Source organism: Streptacidiphilus monticola, assembly GCF_042658505.1.
In the GTDB taxonomy this organism is placed as follows: Bacteria; Actinomycetota; Actinomycetes; order Streptomycetales; family Streptomycetaceae; genus Streptacidiphilus; species Streptacidiphilus monticola.
In genome coordinates this window covers 1-18,267 of record NZ_JBHSQJ010000023.1, presented here as the reverse complement: position 1 = coordinate 18,267, position 18,267 = coordinate 1, and the positions used below count along the sequence as shown (strand labels likewise).

General features: G+C 73.0%; 17 protein-coding genes and 1 riboswitch. Of the genes, 11 read left to right on the top strand and 6 right to left on the bottom strand.

What is annotated here, in order from left to right:
* Positions 1-87: 87 nt before the first annotated feature.
* The gene (locus ACFP3V_RS07470) at positions 88-1,884 is read left to right on the top strand and encodes a VWA domain-containing protein (RefSeq protein WP_380581086.1); all 1,797 of its coding nucleotides are present in this window, start codon (positions 88-90) and stop codon (positions 1,882-1,884) included.
* Positions 1,885-1,891: 7 nt separating this feature from the next.
* On the opposite strand, the gene ACFP3V_RS07465 is transcribed toward ACFP3V_RS07470, so the two are convergent.
* The gene (locus ACFP3V_RS07465; RefSeq protein ID WP_380581084.1) at positions 1,892-3,235 is read right to left on the bottom strand and encodes an aminotransferase class I/II-fold pyridoxal phosphate-dependent enzyme; all 1,344 of its coding nucleotides are present in this window, start codon (positions 3,233-3,235) and stop codon (positions 1,892-1,894) included.
* Positions 3,236-3,269: 34 nt separating this feature from the next.
* Between ACFP3V_RS07465 and ACFP3V_RS07460 the strand changes: the two genes are divergently transcribed.
* Both ACFP3V_RS07460 and ACFP3V_RS07455 read left to right on the top strand, forming a co-directional pair.
* Positions 3,270-3,884: an FMN-binding negative transcriptional regulator gene (locus ACFP3V_RS07460; protein WP_380581082.1), complete on the top strand. Its 615-nt coding sequence runs from the start codon at positions 3,270-3,272 to the stop codon at positions 3,882-3,884.
* Between the two features lie 181 nt (positions 3,885-4,065).
* Positions 4,066-5,478, top strand: a complete 1,413-nt coding sequence (locus ACFP3V_RS07455) for a sugar porter family MFS transporter (RefSeq protein ID WP_380581235.1) — start codon at positions 4,066-4,068, stop codon at positions 5,476-5,478.
* Between the two features lie 30 nt (positions 5,479-5,508).
* Here ACFP3V_RS07455 and ACFP3V_RS07450 read toward each other — a convergent pair whose 3' ends face one another.
* The gene (locus ACFP3V_RS07450; RefSeq protein WP_380581249.1) at positions 5,509-5,715 is read right to left on the bottom strand and encodes a hypothetical protein; all 207 of its coding nucleotides are present in this window, start codon (positions 5,713-5,715) and stop codon (positions 5,509-5,511) included.
* On the opposite strand from ACFP3V_RS07450, the gene ACFP3V_RS07445 reads away from it, so the two are divergent.
* Positions 5,629-5,964, top strand: a complete 336-nt coding sequence (locus ACFP3V_RS07445; protein ID WP_380581079.1) for an antitoxin — start codon at positions 5,629-5,631, stop codon at positions 5,962-5,964. The two genes, ACFP3V_RS07450 and ACFP3V_RS07445, sit on opposite strands and share 87 nt — an antisense overlap.
* A 741-nt stretch (positions 5,965-6,705) precedes the next feature.
* Positions 6,706-7,188 carry an HAD domain-containing protein gene (locus ACFP3V_RS07440; RefSeq protein ID WP_380581076.1) on the top strand — a complete coding sequence of 161 codons (483 nt, stop codon included), beginning with the start codon at positions 6,706-6,708 and terminating at the stop codon, positions 7,186-7,188.
* A 672-nt stretch (positions 7,189-7,860) separates the two neighbouring features.
* On the opposite strand, the gene ACFP3V_RS07435 is transcribed toward ACFP3V_RS07440, so the two are convergent.
* The gene (locus ACFP3V_RS07435) at positions 7,861-8,244 is read right to left on the bottom strand and encodes a PadR family transcriptional regulator (protein ID WP_380581074.1); all 384 of its coding nucleotides are present in this window, start codon (positions 8,242-8,244) and stop codon (positions 7,861-7,863) included.
* Between the two features lie 566 nt (positions 8,245-8,810).
* Here ACFP3V_RS07435 and ACFP3V_RS07430 point away from each other — a divergent pair.
* From ACFP3V_RS07430 to ACFP3V_RS07420, 3 genes are all read left to right on the top strand, one after another.
* Positions 8,811-9,185 carry a helix-turn-helix transcriptional regulator gene (locus ACFP3V_RS07430; RefSeq protein ID WP_380581233.1) on the top strand — a complete coding sequence of 125 codons (375 nt, stop codon included), beginning with the start codon at positions 8,811-8,813 and terminating at the stop codon, positions 9,183-9,185.
* A 9-nt stretch (positions 9,186-9,194) separates the two neighbouring features.
* Entirely contained in the window at positions 9,195-9,611 is a 417-nt protein-coding gene (locus tag ACFP3V_RS07425; RefSeq protein WP_380581071.1) for a VOC family protein, read from the top strand.
* A gap of 146 nt (positions 9,612-9,757) precedes the next feature.
* Positions 9,758-10,582: a PhzF family phenazine biosynthesis protein gene (locus ACFP3V_RS07420; protein WP_380581069.1), complete on the top strand. Its 825-nt coding sequence runs from the start codon at positions 9,758-9,760 to the stop codon at positions 10,580-10,582.
* Between the two features lie 28 nt (positions 10,583-10,610).
* Here the strand turns inward: ACFP3V_RS07420 and ACFP3V_RS07415 are convergent, their stop codons facing one another.
* Positions 10,611-11,399, bottom strand: coding sequence for a CPBP family intramembrane glutamic endopeptidase (locus ACFP3V_RS07415; protein WP_380581067.1), 789 nt, complete (start codon positions 11,397-11,399; stop codon positions 10,611-10,613).
* Between the two features lie 112 nt (positions 11,400-11,511).
* Complete coding sequence (locus ACFP3V_RS07410; RefSeq protein WP_380581065.1) at positions 11,512-13,035, bottom strand: glutamate-cysteine ligase family protein; 1,524 nt, start codon at positions 13,033-13,035, stop codon at positions 11,512-11,514.
* A gap of 403 nt (positions 13,036-13,438) precedes the next feature.
* Here ACFP3V_RS07410 and ACFP3V_RS07405 point away from each other — a divergent pair, with 403 nt between their 5' ends.
* On the top strand, positions 13,439-14,020 hold the full coding sequence (locus ACFP3V_RS07405; protein WP_380581063.1) for a hypothetical protein: 582 nt from the start codon (positions 13,439-13,441) through the stop codon (positions 14,018-14,020).
* 231 nt (positions 14,021-14,251) lie between these two features.
* On the top strand, positions 14,252-14,440 hold the full coding sequence (locus ACFP3V_RS07400) for a DUF5999 family protein (RefSeq protein ID WP_380581061.1): 189 nt from the start codon (positions 14,252-14,254) through the stop codon (positions 14,438-14,440).
* A 116-nt stretch (positions 14,441-14,556) separates the two neighbouring features.
* Here ACFP3V_RS07400 and gcvP read toward each other — a convergent pair whose 3' ends face one another.
* Positions 14,557-17,433, bottom strand: coding sequence for an aminomethyl-transferring glycine dehydrogenase (gene gcvP / locus ACFP3V_RS07395; RefSeq protein WP_380581059.1), 2,877 nt, complete (start codon positions 17,431-17,433; stop codon positions 14,557-14,559).
* A gap of 169 nt (positions 17,434-17,602) precedes the next feature.
* Positions 17,603-17,704: riboswitch (glycine riboswitch) on the bottom strand.
* Positions 17,705-17,883: 179 nt separating this feature from the next.
* Here gcvP and ACFP3V_RS07390 point away from each other — a divergent pair.
* A partial coding sequence (locus ACFP3V_RS07390; protein WP_380581057.1) for a PRC-barrel domain-containing protein occupies positions 17,884-18,267 on the top strand: 384 nt, incomplete at its 3' end.

Below are 18,267 nucleotides of genomic sequence, written 5' to 3'. Positions count from 1 at the left end.
TACCGAACGATCGGTCGGGACTCAATGCCTGGGGTGTTTCCTGGGTTGTGCCTGGGCGCGGGCGGTGCCGCGCGGCAGGATGTCCCCATGACCGCGATTGCCAAGGGCGCCAACGTCCCCGTCCCTGCGACCACGCTCCGAGCGGAGGTGAGCTGGCAGTCCGGCCCGGGGGTACCGGCCGTGGACGTCTCCGCACTGCTGCTGACCGCGTCCGGGCGGGTGCGCAGCGACGACGACTTCGTCTTCTACAACCAGCCCGTGCACGCGGCGTCGGCCGGCGCGGTCCGCCAGGACGGCAACGCGGTGACGGTCGAACTCCCGCGCGTGGAGCCGCAGATCGACCGCGTCGTGATCGGCGCCTCGGCGGACGGCGGCACGTTCGGCCAGGTGCCCGGCCTGCAGCTGCGGGTGACCGGGCCGGACGGCGCCGAGCTGGCCGTCTTCTCCATCACCGACGCGACCTCCGAAACCGCCTTCCTCTTCGGCGAGTTCTACCGCCGCGCTGACGCCTGGAAGTTCCGCGCCGTCGGCCAGGGCTACGCCACCGGCCTCGCCGGCCTCGCCACGGACTTCGGCATCAGCGTGGACGAGAGCCCCACCGACACCCCGGCGCAGAGCCACACCGGACCGCAGGCGCCCGGCGCCGCCGGGTACGGGCCCCCCGCACACCCCGCCCCGGCCCAGCCCGCGGCGGGCTACGCCCAACCGCTCGCGCCGCAGGCGCCGGCCTCCGGGCCGTACGCCCAGCCCCCCGCGCCGCAGGCGCCGGGCGCGGGCGGGTACGGCGCGGCGGGTCAGCCGCAACCCCAGCCCGGATACGGCCAACCCGCCACCAGCACACCCGGCGCCCCGGCGCAGCCGGCAGCGGCCTACAGCCAACCGCCCGCGCCCCCGCAGGCACCGGCCGCCGGGCCGTACGCCCAACCGCCCGCGCCGCAGGCGCCGGGCGGGGGCGGGTACGGGGCACCGGCCGGCTATCCCGGGCAGGCGCCCGCCGGGGCGGGGGTTCCCGGGGCCGGAGGCCCGATCAGCCTGAAGAAGCAGAAGCTGATCAACATGGAGAAGTCCCTCGCCGACCGCGGCGACCACGCTCTCCTCGACCTCACCAAGAAGGCCGCGATCAGCCTCGAGAAGCACGGCCTCTCCGAGCACACCGCCCGCGTCGCCCTCTGCCTCGACATCAGCGGGTCCATGCACACCCTCTACCGCTCCGGCAAGGTCCAGGCCCTCGTCGAGCGCGTCCTCGCGCTCGGCCTGCGCTTCGACGACAACGGCGAGGTCGACGTCTTCCTCTTCGGCACCGGCGGCCACGAGGCAGGCTCCGTCGGCGCGGGCTCGTACCAGGGCTGGACGCAGTCCATGCTGCAGCGCAACCGCCTTGAGCCGGGCACGAACTACGCCGCTGCCATGCAGCTGATCCGCCGTCACTACTTCGGCTCCGACGGCCCCCGCCACCAGCCCTTCGCCGACCAGCAGCCGGTCTACGTCATGTTCGTGACGGACGGTCACACCACCAGCGAGCAGCCCACCCGCCAGCAGGTGCTCTCCTCCAGCTACGAGCCGCTGTTCTGGCAGTTCATGGGGATCGGCAAGTCCTCCCGCTCCGTGGACGCGCCGCAGGCCCAGCAGCCCGCCGCCGACGCCGGCAAGGGCGGGCGGTTCGGGCGGCGCTTCCGGGCCGCAGCCGCGAACTGGGGCGACGGAACCTTCCGCTTCCTGGAGGAGCTGGACGACCTGCCCGGCCGCTTCCTGGACAACGCGGACTTCTTCGCCGTCCAGGACCCGGCCAACCTCAGCGACGAGCAGCTCTACGACCTGATGACGGCCGAGTACCCGAACTGGCTGAAGCAGGCCCACGGCCGCGGCCTGCTCCCGCCGGTCTGACGCGGCGTCAGCCGCGCCCGAGGACGTCCCCGCGTCCGCCGCCGCCCCACCCGGTGAGCGCGGCGACGTCCTCGGCGAGCGCGGCCGCATCGCCCTGGCGGAGCGAGGCGACGGTGATCCGGATGCCGGGCGGCGCGTCCACCCGGAAGCGCGCCCCCGCCGCGACGCCCCAGCCGCGCCGCAGCAGGCCCGCGACCGCGGCGGTCTCGTCCCGCACCGGCACCCAGACGTTGAGCCCGCTGCGCCCGTGCGCCCGCACGCCCCGCGCCGCGAGCTCGGCCAGCAGCTCGTCGCGCCGGGCGCGGTAGGCCGCGGCGACAGGCGCGGGGTCGTGCCCGGCCCACAGCTCCGCCGCCGTGCGCTGGAGCAGCAGGCTGACCCAGCCGGGCCCGAGCCGCAGCCGCCCGCGGACCCGCTCGACCGTCTCGGCGTCACCTGCGAACACGGCCGTGCGCAGGTCGGGGCCGAGCGACTTCGCCACCGACCGCAGCACCGCCCACCGTGCGGACGTAGCCGCGCCCACGCGCTCGAAGGGCAGGTCCACGATGCCGTGGCCGTGGTCGTCCTCGATCACGCCGACATCGGGGCGACGTTCCGTCAACTCCCGCAGCTCCCGCGCCCGTCGGCTGCCGAGCGAGGCCCCGGTCGGGTTCTGCGCCCGGCTGGTGACGACGACCGCGCGGGCCCCGGCGTCCAGCGCCTCCGCGAGGTCGGCGGTCAGCGGGCCGTCGTCGTCCACCCGGACCGGGTGGGTCTTCAGGCCCAGCGCCGGGAGCAGGTCGAGCAGCGCGCCCCAGCCCGGGTCCTCGACGGCGACGGTGTCGCCGGGGCGGAGCCAGGTCTGCAGGATGCGCTCGATGGCGTCGAGGGAACCGGAGGTCACCGCGAGGTGGTCGGCGGGGATGCCGTCGGCGGCGAAGGAGGCGGCGGCGAGGGCGAGCAGCCGGTCCTCCTGGGCGGCGCGGCCGTAGAGCACGGGTGAGTCGGCCTCGGCGCGGGCCGCGGCGGCGAGAGCGCGGCCGAGGGCGGGCAGCAGCGCCGGGTCGGGGTTGCCCTCGGACAGGTCGCGGGCCCCGGGCGGGATCTCCAGGCGGACGAAGTCCCGCGAGGTGGCGGCGGGGCGCGGCAGCACCCGCGAGCCCCGGCGTCCGGCGGTCTCGATGACCCCGCGTTCGCGCAGCACCCGGTAGGCGGCCGCCACCGTGTTGGGGTTGACGCCGATCTCCCCGGCCAGCTCGCGCAGCGGCGGCAGTATCGCGCCGGGCGCGAGGGAGCCGCTCACCACCAGCTGCTCGATCTCCGCAGCGATCTCGTTGGCCCGACGCCCAGTGATCCGATAATCTCCTAGCACAAAGGACATTATGCACTAGTACGTAAGGACGCGCATGCTGATCCACCCCTGGGACCGCGCGGACGACCAGACCTGGCGCAGCTGGCTGGCCGCGCGCGACTTCGGCCTCTTCGCCGCGAACGGGCCCGCAGGCGCCGCTCCGGTCCTGGTCCCCTCCCACTTCCTGTACGAGGGCGGCGACGAGATACTGCTGCACCTGGCCCGGCCCAACCCGGTCTGGGCCGCGCTGGAGGCCAACCCGCGGATGACCCTCGCCGTCACCGACGACTGGGCCTTCGTGCCCGGCCCCTGGCGCGCGGCGGAGGGCGCCCCGCCGGAGGAGGGCGTGCCCACCAGCTACTACGCCTCGGTGCACCTGGTCGGCACGGCCGCGGTCGTGGACGACCCGGAGGCGAAGGCGGAGCTGATCGGCCGTCAACTCGCGCGCTTCCAGCCGGAGATCGCGCATGGACCGATCGTCCCCGGGCAACCGCCGTTCGGGCGGATGCTCTCGGCGATCCGCGGCCTGCGGCTGACCGTCGAGGAGGTGCGCCCCAAGTTCAAGTACGACGGACAGAAGGACGCGTCGCACCGGACCCGGGTGGCCGACCAGCTGGCCCGGCGCGGAGCCCCCGGCGACGCCGCCGCCCGTGCCCGCCTCCTGGCCTGACGCCCGCCCCGCGGGCCCGGGCCGGCGGCGGTCCCCGGACGGGGCAAGCCGGGGCGGCCGCAGGACCGTCCGGGTCAGCCGGTGACCCGAACGGGCCAGCGCCGCCGCCGCGTCGCGGGCGGGCCCAACGGGCCGCTGCCTACGCTTCCCTGACGGTCCGTCCGCACCCCGGGAGGCTCCCCTGTCCAGCACCAGCTCCTCCACCCGGGTCGAGGAGAGCAGCCTCGGCCACGTCATCTTCATCGCGGCCGCCGCCGCGATGGGCGGGTTCCTCTTCGGTTACGACAGCGCCGTCATCAACGGCGCCGTCACCGGCATCCAGCACCACTACCGGGTGGGCAGCGGCGAGACCTCGCTGGTCGTCTCCTCCGCCCTGCTGGGCTCCGCCGCCGGCGCGGCGCTCGCGGGACGGCTCGCGGACTACCTCGGCCGGATCCGGGTCATGCAGATCGCGGCCTTCCTCTTCGCGATCAGCGGCGTCGGCTCGATGTTCCCGCCGAACATCTTCGTCCTCGGCGTCTGGCGCGTCGTCGGCGGCATCGCCATCGGCATCGCCTCCGTCGTCTCGCCCGCCTACATCGCGGAGGTCGCCCCGCCGGGCGTGCGCGGGCGGCTCGGCTCCTTCCAGCAGGCCGCGATCGTGCTGGGCATCTTCATCTCCCAGCTCGTCAACTACGCCATCAACGAAGGCGCGGGCGGCAGCCCCAACGACCCGATCGCCGGCATCCAGGCCTGGCAGTGGATGCTCGGCGTCGAGGCGATCCCCGCCATCCTCTACGGCCTGCTGTCCTTCGCCATCCCCGAGTCCCCGCGCTACCTGGTGGCCACCGGGAAGCTGGAACGGGCCCGCACCGTGCTGGCGGAGGTCGAGGAACCGGGCACGGACGTGGAGGCGCGCATCGCGGAGATCCAGGAGGTGCTGCGCAGCGAGCACAAGCCGCGGTTCAAGGACCTGATGGGCGGAAAGGCCGGCCTGCTGCCCATCGTCTGGATCGGCATCGGCGCCTCGGTCTTCCAGCAGTTCGTCGGCATCAACGTGATCTTCTACTACTCGTCGCTGCTGTGGCAGTCGGTCGGCATCAACGCCTCCAACTCGCTGCTCATCAGCGTCTCGACGTCGCTCGTCAACATCGTCGGCACGGTGATCGCGATGGTGCTGGTGGACCGCGTCGGCCGCAAGCCGCTGGCGCTGGCCGGCTCGGTCGGCATGGTGATCACTCTGGCGATGGCCGCCTGGGCCTTCTCGTACCGCCACGGCACCGGCACCAGCGCCACCATCCCGAGCACCCAGGGCACGGTCGCCCTGGTGGCCGCGCACCTGTACGTGCTCTGCTTCGCCTTCTCCTGGGGCGTGGTGGTCTGGGTGCTGCTGGGTGAGATGTTCCCGAACAAGATCCGCGCGCTGGCCCTCGGTGTCGCCGCATCGGCGCAGTGGCTCGCCAACTGGGCGATCACGGTCAGCTTCCCCAACATGGCGGACTGGAACCTGTCCGCCACCTACGTGATCTACGCCTGCTTCGCGCTGCTGTCGTTCTTCTTCGTCTGGTTCTTCATCCGCGAGACCAAGGGCCGGCGGCTGGAGGACATGGGCTGAGCGGGACCGCGCCCGGGCGGGTGGCCGGGTTCACTCTCCCGGCCACTCGCCCGGGTGGTCCATCCAGTGCACCAGTTCGCTGTCGTAGGGGTCCTCGCCGGGGTAGTCCTCGGCCATGCGCTCCTCGAACTCCTGCCTGCTCATGGGCACATGGTGGGCACCACGGAAGGACACCAGCCGGTAGTGGTGGTCGTCGGCGAACAGTCCGACCTGCACGGGAGGCTCACTCTCACTCATGCGCCCAGAGTGCGCCCTTGCCAGGTCGGACGCATTCTGATGGGGCAAGCGGCATCCGACGAGGAGTCAGCCATGAGCGTGATGGACAAGGTCAAGAGCCTGCTCCACGGGCACGAGGCCCAGGCCAAGCAGGCCGTCGACAAGGCGGGCGACATGATCGACGCCAAGACCGGCAACAAGTACGCCGAGCAGGTGGACAAGGTCCAGGAACAGGCCGACAAACAGATCGACGAGCTGGGCCAGGGCTGACCGCGCCCCTCCCGCTCCTCCGCCAACGCCGCGACGCCGCCGNGGCGTCGCCCCGTTGCCGGTCAGCCATTCCACACCCGCGCCGCGCAGGATCTGCGCCGCCCGCGAGCCCTTGCGCGCGGCCAGTTCGCCGAGCAGGTCCAGCGCCTCGGCGGCCGGGTCCGGCTGTCGGCGCAGCAGTGCGCGCAGGGCGGTGCGCTCCAGCGCGAGCAGCGCCTGCTGCTCCTCCTCCGCGCTGCCGTGCCAGCCGCGGCCGAAGCCGATGCTCCGCTGGGCGAGGTAACCCAGCAGGCGGGTCCGCTGCGCGGGCAGCGGGGCGAGCGCGGCGAGCGCCGACTCCTCGGACTCGAGCAGGGCGTGCAGCAGATGGCCGGTGTCCGCGGTGCGGTCGCCCGCACGCAGCGCCCGGCGCCGCGCCCGCGCGGCGACCCGGGCCAGGGTGGGCGACAGGAGGTCAGTGTGCACGTGGTCCACCCCGGGGTGAGAGGCGTGAGGGCGCCGGGTCTCGGGTGAGCGTGAGCAGTCTTGTGCGCAGCGTGACCATGCGTCAACCCACAGATAGGATCTTCCCACTGACGACACGTCAGCTCCTCGGGCTGAGCTGGACGGACGGCTGCCACCGCACAGGAGCGCCCACCCGGCGCGCGGTTGACGCCCGCGCCCCGCCCGCGTGCAACCAGGCGCGGCCGTCATCCGTCGCACCTGGAGTACCGCTGCTGCACCCATGCCCTCCGGAGTCTCTTGACCGCCAAGCCGCTGCTCTACCTCGACGTCGACGGGGTGCTGAACCCGGTCTGCCCGCCCGTGGACGCCGACTTCGCCGTCCACGCGCTGCACGGCAGCGCGGTGCTGCTCTCCCCCCGGCACGGCGAGTGGCTGCGGGAACTTGCCGGGGTCTACGAGCTGGTCTGGGCGACGACGTGGGAGTCGCACGCCAACGCGTCCATCGGCCCGCTGCTCGGGCTGCCGCCACTGCCCGTCGTCCCGACAGGGCGCTACGCGGAGCGGCTGGACGGGGACTGGCTGCCGATCCTCCGCCACGCCGCGGGACGCCCGTTCGCCTGGATCGACGACCTCATCCCACCCCATCTGTTGCGCGGCGCCTCCGCCCGCCCTGACCGCCTGCTCGTCCCCGTCGACCCCGCGACCGGCCTCCGCCGGCCCCACGTCGACCGCCTCCTCCGCCGGCCGCCTTCGGCGATGGCGGCTCCCGTGCCCAACTGACCCGAGCTGCTGGGTAGTTGCAGCCCATCGTCGCTGCGGTCGGGTCACCGGCGGAGCCGCGCCGCCCGCCGCCGGCCATTCGCTCTCGGGCGACGGGCGCCGCCGTCCGCCCACCCGGCAGGACCGACAGCGCCCCGGACGCGCCCCCAGGCAGGCCCCCGGCAGCCGAGCTTCGGACGCGCCCCCTCCCGACGGGCGGATGGTCGACGCTCGGCGCCAGCGGCGCCAGCGGCGCCAGCGGCGCCGGTCGCGCCACGGCCCTCGTCGGCGGGCCCTGGAGCAGCAGGGCCTCTGGCCCGTGCGTGCACCGTGCGCCGGGTGCACGTCGCCGTCACCTGCTGGCGGTGGTCCTGTCCTGGCCCGGGCTCGACCACCGGCGGGCCGCCCGCCCGGCAGACCAGCGAGCGGCGTCCCACCACGGGCGGCAGCCCGGGCCTCCGCCCATTCCCCGGAGCGCCGCACGTGGCGCCGGGCTCAGCCCCACCCCCACAACGCAGCGCCGTACGTGCCGCCGGGCCTCAACCCCACCCCCACAACGCAGCGCCGTACGTGCCGCCGGGCCTCAACCCCACCCCCACAACGCAGCGGGGCAAGTAGCGCCCGGGGCGTCCGCCCCATGCCCCGCAATGGGGCAGGTGGGCGCAACCGGCCAGGCCGCGGGCCGGGCCGCGCTCACTCGTCCTCGGCGAGGATGAGGTAGAGCTTCTTGCGCGTGTCGTTGAGCAGGGCCAGCGCCTTCGCCCTCTGCTCGGCGGTGCCGGTCAGCACCACCTGGCGCAGGGCGTCCTTGACCGCGGCACCTGCCTGGCCGAACTCCCGCACCGTCTCCCAGTGCTCGCTCTGGCCGGCCTCCTGCCACGGCGCCTCGGGCCCCGAATCGGCCTCGGCGCGGCCCTCCTCCGTCAGCTCGAACAGGCGCTTCCCGCCCGACTCCTGACTGCTGATCAGGCCCTCCTCCTCCAGCATCTGCAGCGTCGGGTAGACCGACCCCGGGCTCGGCCGCCAGCTGCCGCCGGAGCGTTCCGCGATCTCGCGGATCATCTCGTAGCCGTGCATCGGCCGCTCCTTGAGCAGTGCCAGCAGGGACGCCCGTACGTCGCCCCGCCGTGCCCGACCACCGTGCCGTCCGCCGCGACCGCGCGGCCCGAAGGGCCCGCCGTGCGGCGGACCGAACGGCCCCGGCCCGAACCCGCCGAAGGCGGCGCGGGCCTCGGGCGGCAGACCACCGCCCTGCCAAGGGGAGCGCATTCCGTGTCCATGTCCGTGTGCATGCCGCTTCATGATCTTTCTCCTTTGTCGTCAGCGACTGTCTCGATGCCTCAACGATATATCGGCAACTGTCGTGCGACAAGTCCTTTCGACAGTGCCCTTCCTCTTCCCGCACCGTCGACGCCGGTCAACCCCCGGGGTGAGGGGCTGGTCGCGCTGGGGCACCTCCCCCCGAAGGGCGGGACGTCCCCGCGCCCCACGCCTGGGGCAAGCGCGTCGTCTGTCCGGCGGCCAACCACCGCCTGGGCCGGGGCCGTTCCAGCCGCCCTGTCGGTGGGCGCCGGTACCGTGAGTACGTGTCCACGCGAGTCCCCCTCTCCGACCTCGTCCGGCTGCGCCAGGCCCGCGACCGCATGGATCGCGAGTACGCGCAGCCGCTCGACGTGCCGACGCTGGCGCGTGGCGCCCTGATGTCGCCCGGCCACTTCTCCCGCAGCTTCCTCGCCGCCTACGGCGAGACCCCGTACAGCTACCTGATGACCCGTCGGATCGAGCGCGCCAAAGCGCTGCTGCGCCGGGGCGACCTCACCGTCACGGAGGTCTGCATGGAGGTCGGCTGTACCTCGCTGGGCTCCTTCAGTGCGCGCTTCACCCAGTTGGTGGGCGAGACGCCCAGCGCCTACCGGGCCCGGGACCACGCCCCGGGAGCGCCCATCCCGGCGTGCGTCGCGAAGATCCACACCCGCCCGTCGAAGAAGAAGGGAGACAGGGCGGCCGCCAGTTCGTAGCGTGTGGGCATGGATGTGAAGATCTCCCAGTGCTTCATCGCCGTCGACGACCCCGACAAGGCGCTCGCCTTCTACCGTGACGTCCTCGGCCTCGAGGTGCGCAACGACGTCGGCTTCGAGGGCATGCGCTGGATCACCGTCGGCTCGCCCACCCAGCCGGACGTGGAAATCGTCCTGGAGCCGCCCGTGGCGGACCCCAACGCTCCCGCCGCCGACCGCCTGGCGGCGGCCGAACTGCTGGCCAAGGGCCTGCTCCGTGGCGTGATCTTCCGGACCGACGACTGCGACGCGACCTTCGAGCGCATCCGCGCCGCCGGGGCCGAGGTGATCCAGGAGCCGATGGACCAGCCCTACGGCGTCCGCGACTGCGCGTTCCGCGACCCCTCGGGCAACCTGCTCCGGTTCAACCAGCCCCGGAACCAGTAGCGCCACCTGGACTGCCCCTGCCTCCGCGCAGGTCCGCCACGTGGGCCCCGGCCAACGCCCCCCGCGCCGCGCCCTCGGCCGGGATGCGACCACTCGGAGCACCGCAATCCGGCGGACCTGTCGGGGCGCAGCCCTAGACTCCCCGCATGCGCATCCGGATCGTCGACGCCTTCACCGAAACCCCCTTCTCCGGGAACCAGGCGGGCGTCTGCCTCCTGTCCGAGGGCCCCTGGCCCCACGCGGACTGGATGCAGGCGCTCGCCGCCGAACTGCACCTGTCCGAGACCGCCTTCCCCAAGCCGCGCCCCGACGGGGACTGGGACCTGCGGTGGTTCACCCCGAACGTCGAGGTGGACCTGTGCGGCCACGCCACTCTGGCCACCGCGCACCTGCTGGGCGCCGGGCTGCACCGCTTCCACACGGCGAGCGGCCCGCTGGAAGCCACGGTCGCCGAGGACGGACTGATCACTCTCGACTTCCCGGCCAACCCCACCACCGAGGCCGCCGCGCCGGTCCCGGGCCTTGCCGACGCACTCGGCGCCGAGATCCTGACGACGCATCACACCGGGGCCCTCGGCGACATCCTGGTCGAACTGGCCGACGAGAAGGCGGTGCGCGGGCTGAACCCGGACCACCGGGCCCTGCGCGCTTACCCGGAGCACCGCGGCTTCATCGCCACCGCCCCCGCCGCGGACCCGGCCGGGTCCGGTTACGACTTCGTCTCGCGCTGGTTCGGCGCGGGCGTGGACGTCGGGGAGGACCCGGTGACCGGCAGCGCGCACACGGCCCTCGGCCCGTTCTGGTCGCAACGCCTGGACGGCCGCACCGAGTTGACGGGCCGCCAGGTCTCACCCCGCGGCGGCACCGTCGTCCTCTCGCTCCGCGGCGACCGGGTCCTGCTCCGCGGCCGCGCCGTGACCGTCCTGGACGGCGAACTGAGCCCCGCCGCGTCCCGGCCCACCGCGCGCTGAGTCCGACGGCTGAGGCGGACGGTCCGGGTCAGCCGGTGGGCAGCCAGCTGACGTGTCCCGCCAGCAGGGCGTAGCCGACGAAGGCGACGGAGTCGATCAGCGTGTGCGCCACGGCGAAAGGTGCCACCCGCCGCCACCGCCGGTAGAGGAAGCAGAAGATCAGGCCCATCGCCAGGTTGCCGACGAACCCGCCGACGCCCTGGTACAGGTGGTACGACCCGCGCAGCAGCGAGCTGGCCGCCATCGCGGCCGGCCAGCTCCAGCCCAGCTGCTCCAGCCGCCGCAGCATGTAGCCGAGGACGATGACCTCCTCGACGACCGCGTTCTGCGCGGCGGACAGCAGCAGGACCGGGATCCGCCACCAGACGTCCGGCAGCGACGAGGGCACCACGGTCAGGTTGAACCCGGCTGCCCGCGCGCCGAGGTAGAGCAGCAGCCCCGAGCCGCCGATGCCGGCGGCGACCAGCGCACCCTTGCCCAGGTCGGCCCAGGGCCGGGTGCGGTCCAGTCCGAGCACCCGGATCGACGTCCCTTCGCGCAGCAGCAGGTGGGCCACCAGCAGGACCGGCACCAGCGCCGTGGCGATGTCGAAGAGATGCCAGGTCAGGTCCAGCCAGGGGCGCCCCGGCGCGAGCGAGCCGACCAGCGTCGCGGTCTGGTGCTTGAGCGCGGCCGGGGCGGTGAGCGAGCCGCCGAAGCTGATCACCGCGCTGACGGCGCTCGCGCCCAGCGACAGGGCCAGCACCAGCAGCAGCTCCTGCCGCAGCAGCCTGCGGCTCAGGCCGTCGCGGGCGGAGGCGGTGTCGGTGCTGGTCACGGCGGGGCTCCCACGGTGCGCGGCGGGACGGTCGGACGATGCCGGACGATCATCGCACAAGCACCTGTGGGCGATCCCGCTCAGCGCACCGCTCACTCGGCCCGCCGGCCGCTCAGCGCACCGGCCAGGTGTGCACCGGGTCCCCGGTGCGCATCAGCTCCAGGTAACGCCTCGTCATCCGCCCGAGCGCGGACGCCCGGTCGAGCCCGAGCCGGTCCCGGAGGTCGTGGAACACCGCTGCCTGCCAGGCCGCCCCGTTGGTGCCGAGCAGGCAGCGCTGCTCGATGACGCCCAGGTACCGGTCCCGGTCCACCGGCTCCACGCCCCAGGCGTCCAGGCCCTGCCGGGCCAGCGGCAGCAGTTCGCGCAGCACCAGCTCGCGGACCGGCACCCGTTCCACCGCCGGGCCGCGCCCAGGCACCCGGGACCCGGGCAGCCTGCTGCTGCGCGGCCACCACAGCTCGGCGTCGATGCCGTGGCGCGCGCCGTTGTGGAAGTTCTCCGCCGCCAGCTCGAACGGCAGCCGCTGCCAGACCGGACGCGACTGGTCGGCCAGCGCCCGCACCGCCCCGTAGTAGAAGGCGGCGTTGGCGAGGGTGTCCACCACGGTCGGCCCGGCCGGCAGCGCGCGGTTCTCCACCCGCAGGTGCGGGACCCCGGCCGCGACGTCGTAGACCGGGCGGTTCCACCGGTAGATGGTGCCGTTGTGCAGCCGCAGCTCGCGCAGTCCGGGAACGCCCCCGGCGGCGAGCGTCTTGAGCGGGTCCTCCTCGTCGCAGATGGGCAGCAGCGAGGGGAAATAGCGCAGGTTCTCCTCGAACAGGTCGAGGACGGAGTCCACCCAGCGCTCGCCGAACCAGGTGATCGGCCGGACCCCCTGCTCCTTGAGCTCGTGCGGCCGGGTGTCGCAGGCCTGCTCGAAGAGGATCGGCCGGGTCTCCCGCCACAGCTCGCGGCCGAAGAGGAAGGGCGAGTTGGCGCCGAGGGCGAGTTGAGCGCCCGTCAGCGCCTGGGCGGCGTTCCACACGGAGGCGAACCGACCGGGCGTCACCTGCAGGTGCAGTTGCAGCGAGGTGCACGCGGCCTCGGCCATCACCGACACCGAGTCGGCCTTGAGCCGCTCCACGCCCTCGATGTCGAGCGCCAGGTCCTCCCCGCGCGCGGCCAGGATCCGGTCGTTGAGCAACTGGTAGCGGTCGCCCGCGGAGATGTTGTCGAGCACGGCGTGGTCGAGCATCAGAGTCGGCAGGATGCCGACGGTGACGATGCGCGCGCCCGCGGCGGCGGCCCGCCGGTCGGCGTAGCGCAGGGCCGTGTCGACCTCCTCGCGCAGTTCCTCGAACACCCGGCCGCCGAGCCGGTGCGGGGCGATGTTGACCTCGATGTTGAACTGGCCCAGCTCCGTCTGGAAGTCGCCGCTGCCGATGGCGTCGAGCACGGCGGCGTTCCGCATGGCCGGCTGCCCCTCCTCGTCGGCGAGGTTCAACTCGATCTCCAGCCCCATGAGGGCGCGCGCCCGGTCGAAGCGCCCCTCGTCATGCATCCGGCGCAAGGCGTCCAGACATTGCCGCAGTTTCTGCCGGTACAGCTGACGGTCCGCCAGGTCCGCGCTCTGAGCTGCGATTTTCTCCCCCATGGGGTTCCCCTCCTCCGATCGACGGCCCCGCGCGCCCCTTGAGCATGCCCCGTACGTGTGATCGATAGCCCGCTCGGGCAAGGGGAGTCGCCCGGCGCATTTGGCATGTGCCACTTGTGCGCCCCGTACACGAACTGCCCGGTTTGCCCCTTGCCTTCCTGCACGGACGGTAGTAGAAGAGTCACACCGTGCACTCGTTCGTATAGAATCGCGAGATACAGGACCCGACCGCCCGACGCCGACGCGCGGCGACCCGCAGAACCGGGCTGAGGGCGGCTCCTGCACCTTCTGTGCACCACCCCATGCGCCGTCAGGCTCTTCACTGCGCACCGGAGACCACTCCCGCGCAGCCCAGCAACGTCACCGCCACGCACGTCTCTGCTGCTACGAGAGGCGAACCGACATGTCCTTGCAGCTGCCCCAGCCGCCCGCCGCCGCTCTGCGCGCCGTCCTCGACGCCATCGACGACCCCGGCACCTCCCCCGCCCACACGCCCGCGATGCGTGCGGCGCGCGGCCCGCTCACCCCGGCGCACCCGCTGCCGGTGCACCTGCTGGACCCGTTCCCCGGCGCGCACGGTCGCAGCCCGCTGGACCTGGCCGCGCGCACCGGCTGGCGCTTCCTGATCCGCGACGGCGAGGACGTCGTCGCGGCGGCGGAGACCGCCGAGGACGGGAGCGGCCACAGCGTGGCCTACTTCGCGGAGGGGCCGTACCCGCTGTCCACGCTCCGTGCGCTCCAGCAGGCCCGCCTGCACGCCGGCCCGTCCGCGACGACGTACCTGCCCCGGCTGCTGTCCGTGCCGGGCCTCTACATGGCCGCGCTCTGGCTGCACCCGGTGCTGGGACCGACCCAGAGCCCCGACCTGCTGATCCCCCTGGCTCCGGCCCCGCTCGGGGTGACGGCCCATCTCCCGCACCACGCCGAGGAGTTGCTGGCCCTGCTCGCCCTGGGGCGAAAGGCCCTGGTCCCGACGCCCGCCTGACCCGTAGGGACCAGACATGACCACCCGGGAGGACCATGACGCAGTGGCCCGCCCGGGTGGTTTCGTGGCGCTTGTACGACGAAGACGTGACGCATGTCACGAAATGGCTGCGCGCGGGTTCCAGGAGGCACACACTGGGAACCGACGCGGGGGCCGTACTGTCTACCCAGAGAGAAGGCGGTTCACACCACCGCGCGGCCACTTGTTGACGCCGAATCGAGGGTTCGAGCCATGTGCCAGCACCACCCTGAGTGTCCGTCAGCGGACTCCCCCGACCGCGAGGCCGCGGTCGTCATGGTCAGCCACCCGGAGCAGGGCTGGAGCCTGCTCTGCAACGGTGTCCTCCTCTTCGAGGACACCGGCGAGATCCTCCCCGACGGCCGCGCCATCGCCCCCCGCCGCACCCTCACCCCCGCGTAGGGCACCCGTAAGGGGCGCGAGGAACTGCGCGACCAGCCCACCACCCCGGGACGGACCTCCCGGGGTGGTGGGCTGGTCGCGGTGGGGCATCCTCGCGCCGCTACAGGGCGGGCAACTTACCCCTCGTACTCGTCCAGCGGGGGGCAGGAGCAGACGAGGTTCCGGTCGCCGTACGCCCCGTCGATCCGCCGCACCGGCGGCCAGTACTTCGTCGCGGCGTCCACGCCCGCGGGGAACACGGCCTCCTCCCGCGAGTAAGCGTGGCTCCACTCCCCGGCCAGCGCCGCGGCCGTGTGCGGAGCACCCCGCAGCGGGTTGTCCTCCGCCGGCCACTCCCCGTTGGCGACCTTCTCGATCTCCCCGCGAATGGCGATCATCGCCTCGCAGAAGCGGTCGATCTCCCGCAGGTCCTCACTCTCCGTCGGCTCGATCATCAGCGTGCCGGCCACCGGGAACGACATGGTCGGGGCGTGGAAGCCGTAGTCGATCAGGCGCTTCGCCACGTCGTCCACGCTGACCCCCGCCGACTTCGCCAGCGGCCGCAGGTCGATGATGCACTCGTGCGCGACCAGCCCGCCGGGACCCGTGAAGAGGACCGGGTAGTACGGAGCGAGGCGCTTCGCGATGTAGTTGGCGTTGAGCACGGCCACCTGCGTGGCACGCTTCAGGCCCTCGCCGCCCATCAGCCGGACGTAGCTCCACGAGATCGGCAGGATCGCCGCCGAGCCCCAGGGCGCGGCCGAGATCGGGCCGACGCCCGTCTCCGGACCGGCGGACGGCTGCAGCGGGTGGTTGGGCAGGTACGGCGCCAGGTGCGCGCGTACCGCGACCGGACCGACGCCCGGGCCGCCGCCACCGTGCGGGATGCAGAAGGTCTTGTGCAGGTTCAGGTGCGAGACGTCCGCCCCGAACTTGCCCGGCTTGGCCAGACCCACGAGCGCGTTGAGGTTGGCGCCGTCCACGTAGACCTGGCCGCCGGCGTCGTGCACGGCCGCGCAGATGTCGGTGATGTTCTCCTCGAACACGCCGTGCGTGGACGGGTAGGTCACCATCAGCACGGCCAGCTGCTCGCGGTGCTGCTCGATCTTGGCGCGCAGGTCCTCGACGTCCACGTCCCCGTCGGCCAGCGTCTTGACGACCACGACGCGCATGCCGGCCATCACCGCGCTCGCCGCGTTGGTGCCGTGCGCGGACGACGGGATCAGGCAGACGTCGCGCTGGGTGTCGCCGTTCGCGCGGTGGTAGGCCCGGACCGCCAGCAGGCCAGCCAGCTCGCCCTGCGAGCCGGCGTTCGGCTGGATCGACACGGCGTCGTAGCCGGTGACCTCGGCCAGCCGCTGCTCCAGCTCGTGAATGAGCGTCAGATAGCCCTCGGCCTGTGCCTCGGGGGCGAACGGGTGCACGTCCGCGAACTCCGGCCAGGTGATCGCCTCCATCTCGGTGGTGGCGTTCAGCTTCATCGTGCAGGAGCCCAGCGGGATCATGCCGCGGTCCAGCGCGTAGTCCTTGTCCGCCAGCGAGCGCAGGTAGCGCAGCATCGCGGTCTCGGAGCGGTGCGCGTGGAAGGTCGGGTGCGTCAGGAACGCGTCGGTGCGCAGCAGATCTGCCGGGAGCTTCTCGCCCGCGGCGGCGTCGAGCGCGTCGATGTCCCCGGCGGCCACGCCGAACGCGGACCAGACGGCGAGCAGGTCCTCACGGGTCGTCGTCTCGTCGCAGGCGGCGGAGACGCGGTCGGCGTCGATCTGACGCAGGTTCACTCCGGCCGCGCGGGCGGCCTCGACGACCTCGGCGGCGCGGCCCGGGACGACGGCGGTGACGGTGTCGAAGAAGGAGTCGGCGGTGGTCTCGACCCCGCCCGCGCGCAGGCCCTCGGCCAGCACGGCGGCGTAGCGGTGGGTCCGCTGCGCAATGGCGGTCAGGCCCTCGGGACCGTGGTAGACCGCGTACATCGACGCCATCACGGCGAGCAGCACCTGCGCGGTGCAGATGTTGCTGGTGGCCTTCTCACGGCGGATGTGCTGCTCGCGGGTCTGCAGCGCCAGCCGGTAGGCCCGGTTGCCGTCCTCGTCCACCGAGACGCCGACGAGGCGGCCCGGCAGGTTGCGGGCGTACTCGGCGCGCACGGCCATGTAGCCGGCGTGCGGTCCGCCGAAGCCCATCGGCACGCCGAAGCGCTGGGTGGTGCCGACCGCGATGTCCGCCCCCAGCTCGCCCGGCGGCTTCAGCAGCGTCAGCGCCAGCAGGTCGGCCGCGACGGCGACGACCGCGCCCAGCTCGTGCGCCTGCGCGATGACCGGGGCCAGGTCGCGGACCTCACCGGTCGCGCCGGGGTACTGCAGCAGCACGCCGAAGACGCCGCGCTCGGCCAGCTCGGCCGGGATGCCCTGGCTCAGGTCCGCGACGACGGTCTCGATGCCCTGCGGCACCGCCCGCGTCTCCACCACGGCGATGGTCTGCGGCAGGGTCTCGGCGTCGATGACGAAGACGCCGCCCTTGACCTTGCCCACCCGGCGGGCCAGTGAGACCGCCTCGGCGGCCGCGGTGCCCTCGTCCAGCAGCGAGGCACCGGAGGTCGGCAGGCCGGTCAGGTCGGACACCACGGTCTGGAAGTTGAGCAGCGCCTCCAGGCGGCCCTGCGAGATCTCCGGCTGGTACGGCGTGTACGCGGTGTACCAGGCCGGGTTCTCCAGCACGTTGCGAAGGATCACCGGCGGGGTGAAGGTGCCGTAGTAGCCGAGGCCGATCATGCTGCGCAGCACCTGGTTGCGTCCGGCCAGGTCACGCAGTTCGGCCAGGACCTGGGCCTCCGAGCGGGCGGCGGGCAGGTCCAGCGCCTGGATGCTGCGGATCGCCTCGGGCACGGCGGCGGCGGTGAGCTCGTCGAGGGTGGCGAAGCCGACCTGGGCCAGCATCTTGGCCTGCGCCTCGGCGTCGGGGCCGATGTGGCGGTTCTCGAAGGGGCTGGACTGCTCCAGCGCGGCGAGGGACGTCATGGGGTGGAGGCCTCCTGGTCTGACCCGGATGGGCTCGCGGTGAGCGCGCCCGGACGGCCTCCCCCTCTGTCATCGGAACCTGAGAGCTTCACCGGCTCGCACCGGCTTTCACCGTCGGTGAGGGGAGGGGTGGGTCGGGAGACCGTCCTGCCCTGCTTTCCAGAGTGACCTCGCGTGCGCGGTACCGGTGCCTGAGAGATTCCGGGGAGGAGTTGCTCCTTCGGCGCCGAAAGGGACCTGACGGCCTTTCGGACTCTCCCGCGCATGCTTGACGGTCGTCTCCCAGCCTACCAGTGGGTCTGCTGCGACCCGTGGCCCGAACGGACCAGCGACACACCCGGCTGAGCAGCGAAGATTCGACAAAGCGATCAATGTGCCTTTTCGTATGAGTTGAACGATTCTGCCAGCGACTGCCAGGGCTTTTCCCTGAATGCGAGGAGTGGTGCTGCCGTGCAGACCGAGATCGACCCCCGCGATCTGATCGGGCACAAGGCCGTCGACCGGAACGGCGAGAAGATCGGCACGGTCGACGAGGTCTACCTCGACGACGCGACCGGGCAGCCCGAATGGGCCGCCGTCCGCACCGGCCTGTTCGGACGGGACGCCTTCGTGCCGCTGTCGACGAGCGAGTTCGTCTCCGACGAACTGCGGGTCGCCTACGACAAGTCCCAGGTCAAGGACTCCCCCGACTTCGGCGTGGGCCAGCACCTGTCCCCGGAGCAGGAGTTGCAGCTCTACCGCTACTACGGGCTGGACGTCCCGACCGGCGACGGCCGCCACGCGGCCGACTCCGGCGCGGGCCGGGCGTCGCACGAGCAGAAGCCGGCGTCCGCC

Excerpts from the sequence above, each read along its gene's own strand:
- ACFP3V_RS07470 (WP_380581086.1), top strand. The coding sequence starts at position 88 with ATGACCGCGATTGCCAAGGGCGCCAACGTCCCCGTCCCTGCGACCACG.
- ACFP3V_RS07460 (WP_380581082.1), top strand. The coding sequence starts at position 3,270 with ATGCTGATCCACCCCTGGGACCGCGCGGACGACCAGACCTGGCGCAGC.
- ACFP3V_RS07445 (WP_380581079.1), top strand. The coding sequence starts at position 5,629 with ATGGTGGGCACCACGGAAGGACACCAGCCGGTAGTGGTGGTCGTCGGC.
- ACFP3V_RS07450 (WP_380581249.1), bottom strand. The coding sequence starts at position 5,715 with ATGAGTGAGAGTGAGCCTCCCGTGCAGGTCGGACTGTTCGCCGACGAC.
- ACFP3V_RS07435 (WP_380581074.1), bottom strand. The coding sequence starts at position 8,244 with ATGCACGGCTACGAGATGATCCGCGAGATCGCGGAACGCTCCGGCGGC.
- ACFP3V_RS07430 (WP_380581233.1), top strand. The coding sequence starts at position 8,811 with ATGGATCGCGAGTACGCGCAGCCGCTCGACGTGCCGACGCTGGCGCGT.
- ACFP3V_RS07425 (WP_380581071.1), top strand. The coding sequence starts at position 9,195 with ATGGATGTGAAGATCTCCCAGTGCTTCATCGCCGTCGACGACCCCGAC.
- ACFP3V_RS07420 (WP_380581069.1), top strand. The coding sequence starts at position 9,758 with ATGCGCATCCGGATCGTCGACGCCTTCACCGAAACCCCCTTCTCCGGG.
- ACFP3V_RS07410 (WP_380581065.1), bottom strand. The coding sequence starts at position 13,035 with ATGGGGGAGAAAATCGCAGCTCAGAGCGCGGACCTGGCGGACCGTCAG.
- ACFP3V_RS07405 (WP_380581063.1), top strand. The coding sequence starts at position 13,439 with ATGTCCTTGCAGCTGCCCCAGCCGCCCGCCGCCGCTCTGCGCGCCGTC.
- ACFP3V_RS07400 (WP_380581061.1), top strand. The coding sequence starts at position 14,252 with ATGTGCCAGCACCACCCTGAGTGTCCGTCAGCGGACTCCCCCGACCGC.
- gcvP (WP_380581059.1), bottom strand. The coding sequence starts at position 17,433 with ATGACGTCCCTCGCCGCGCTGGAGCAGTCCAGCCCCTTCGAGAACCGC.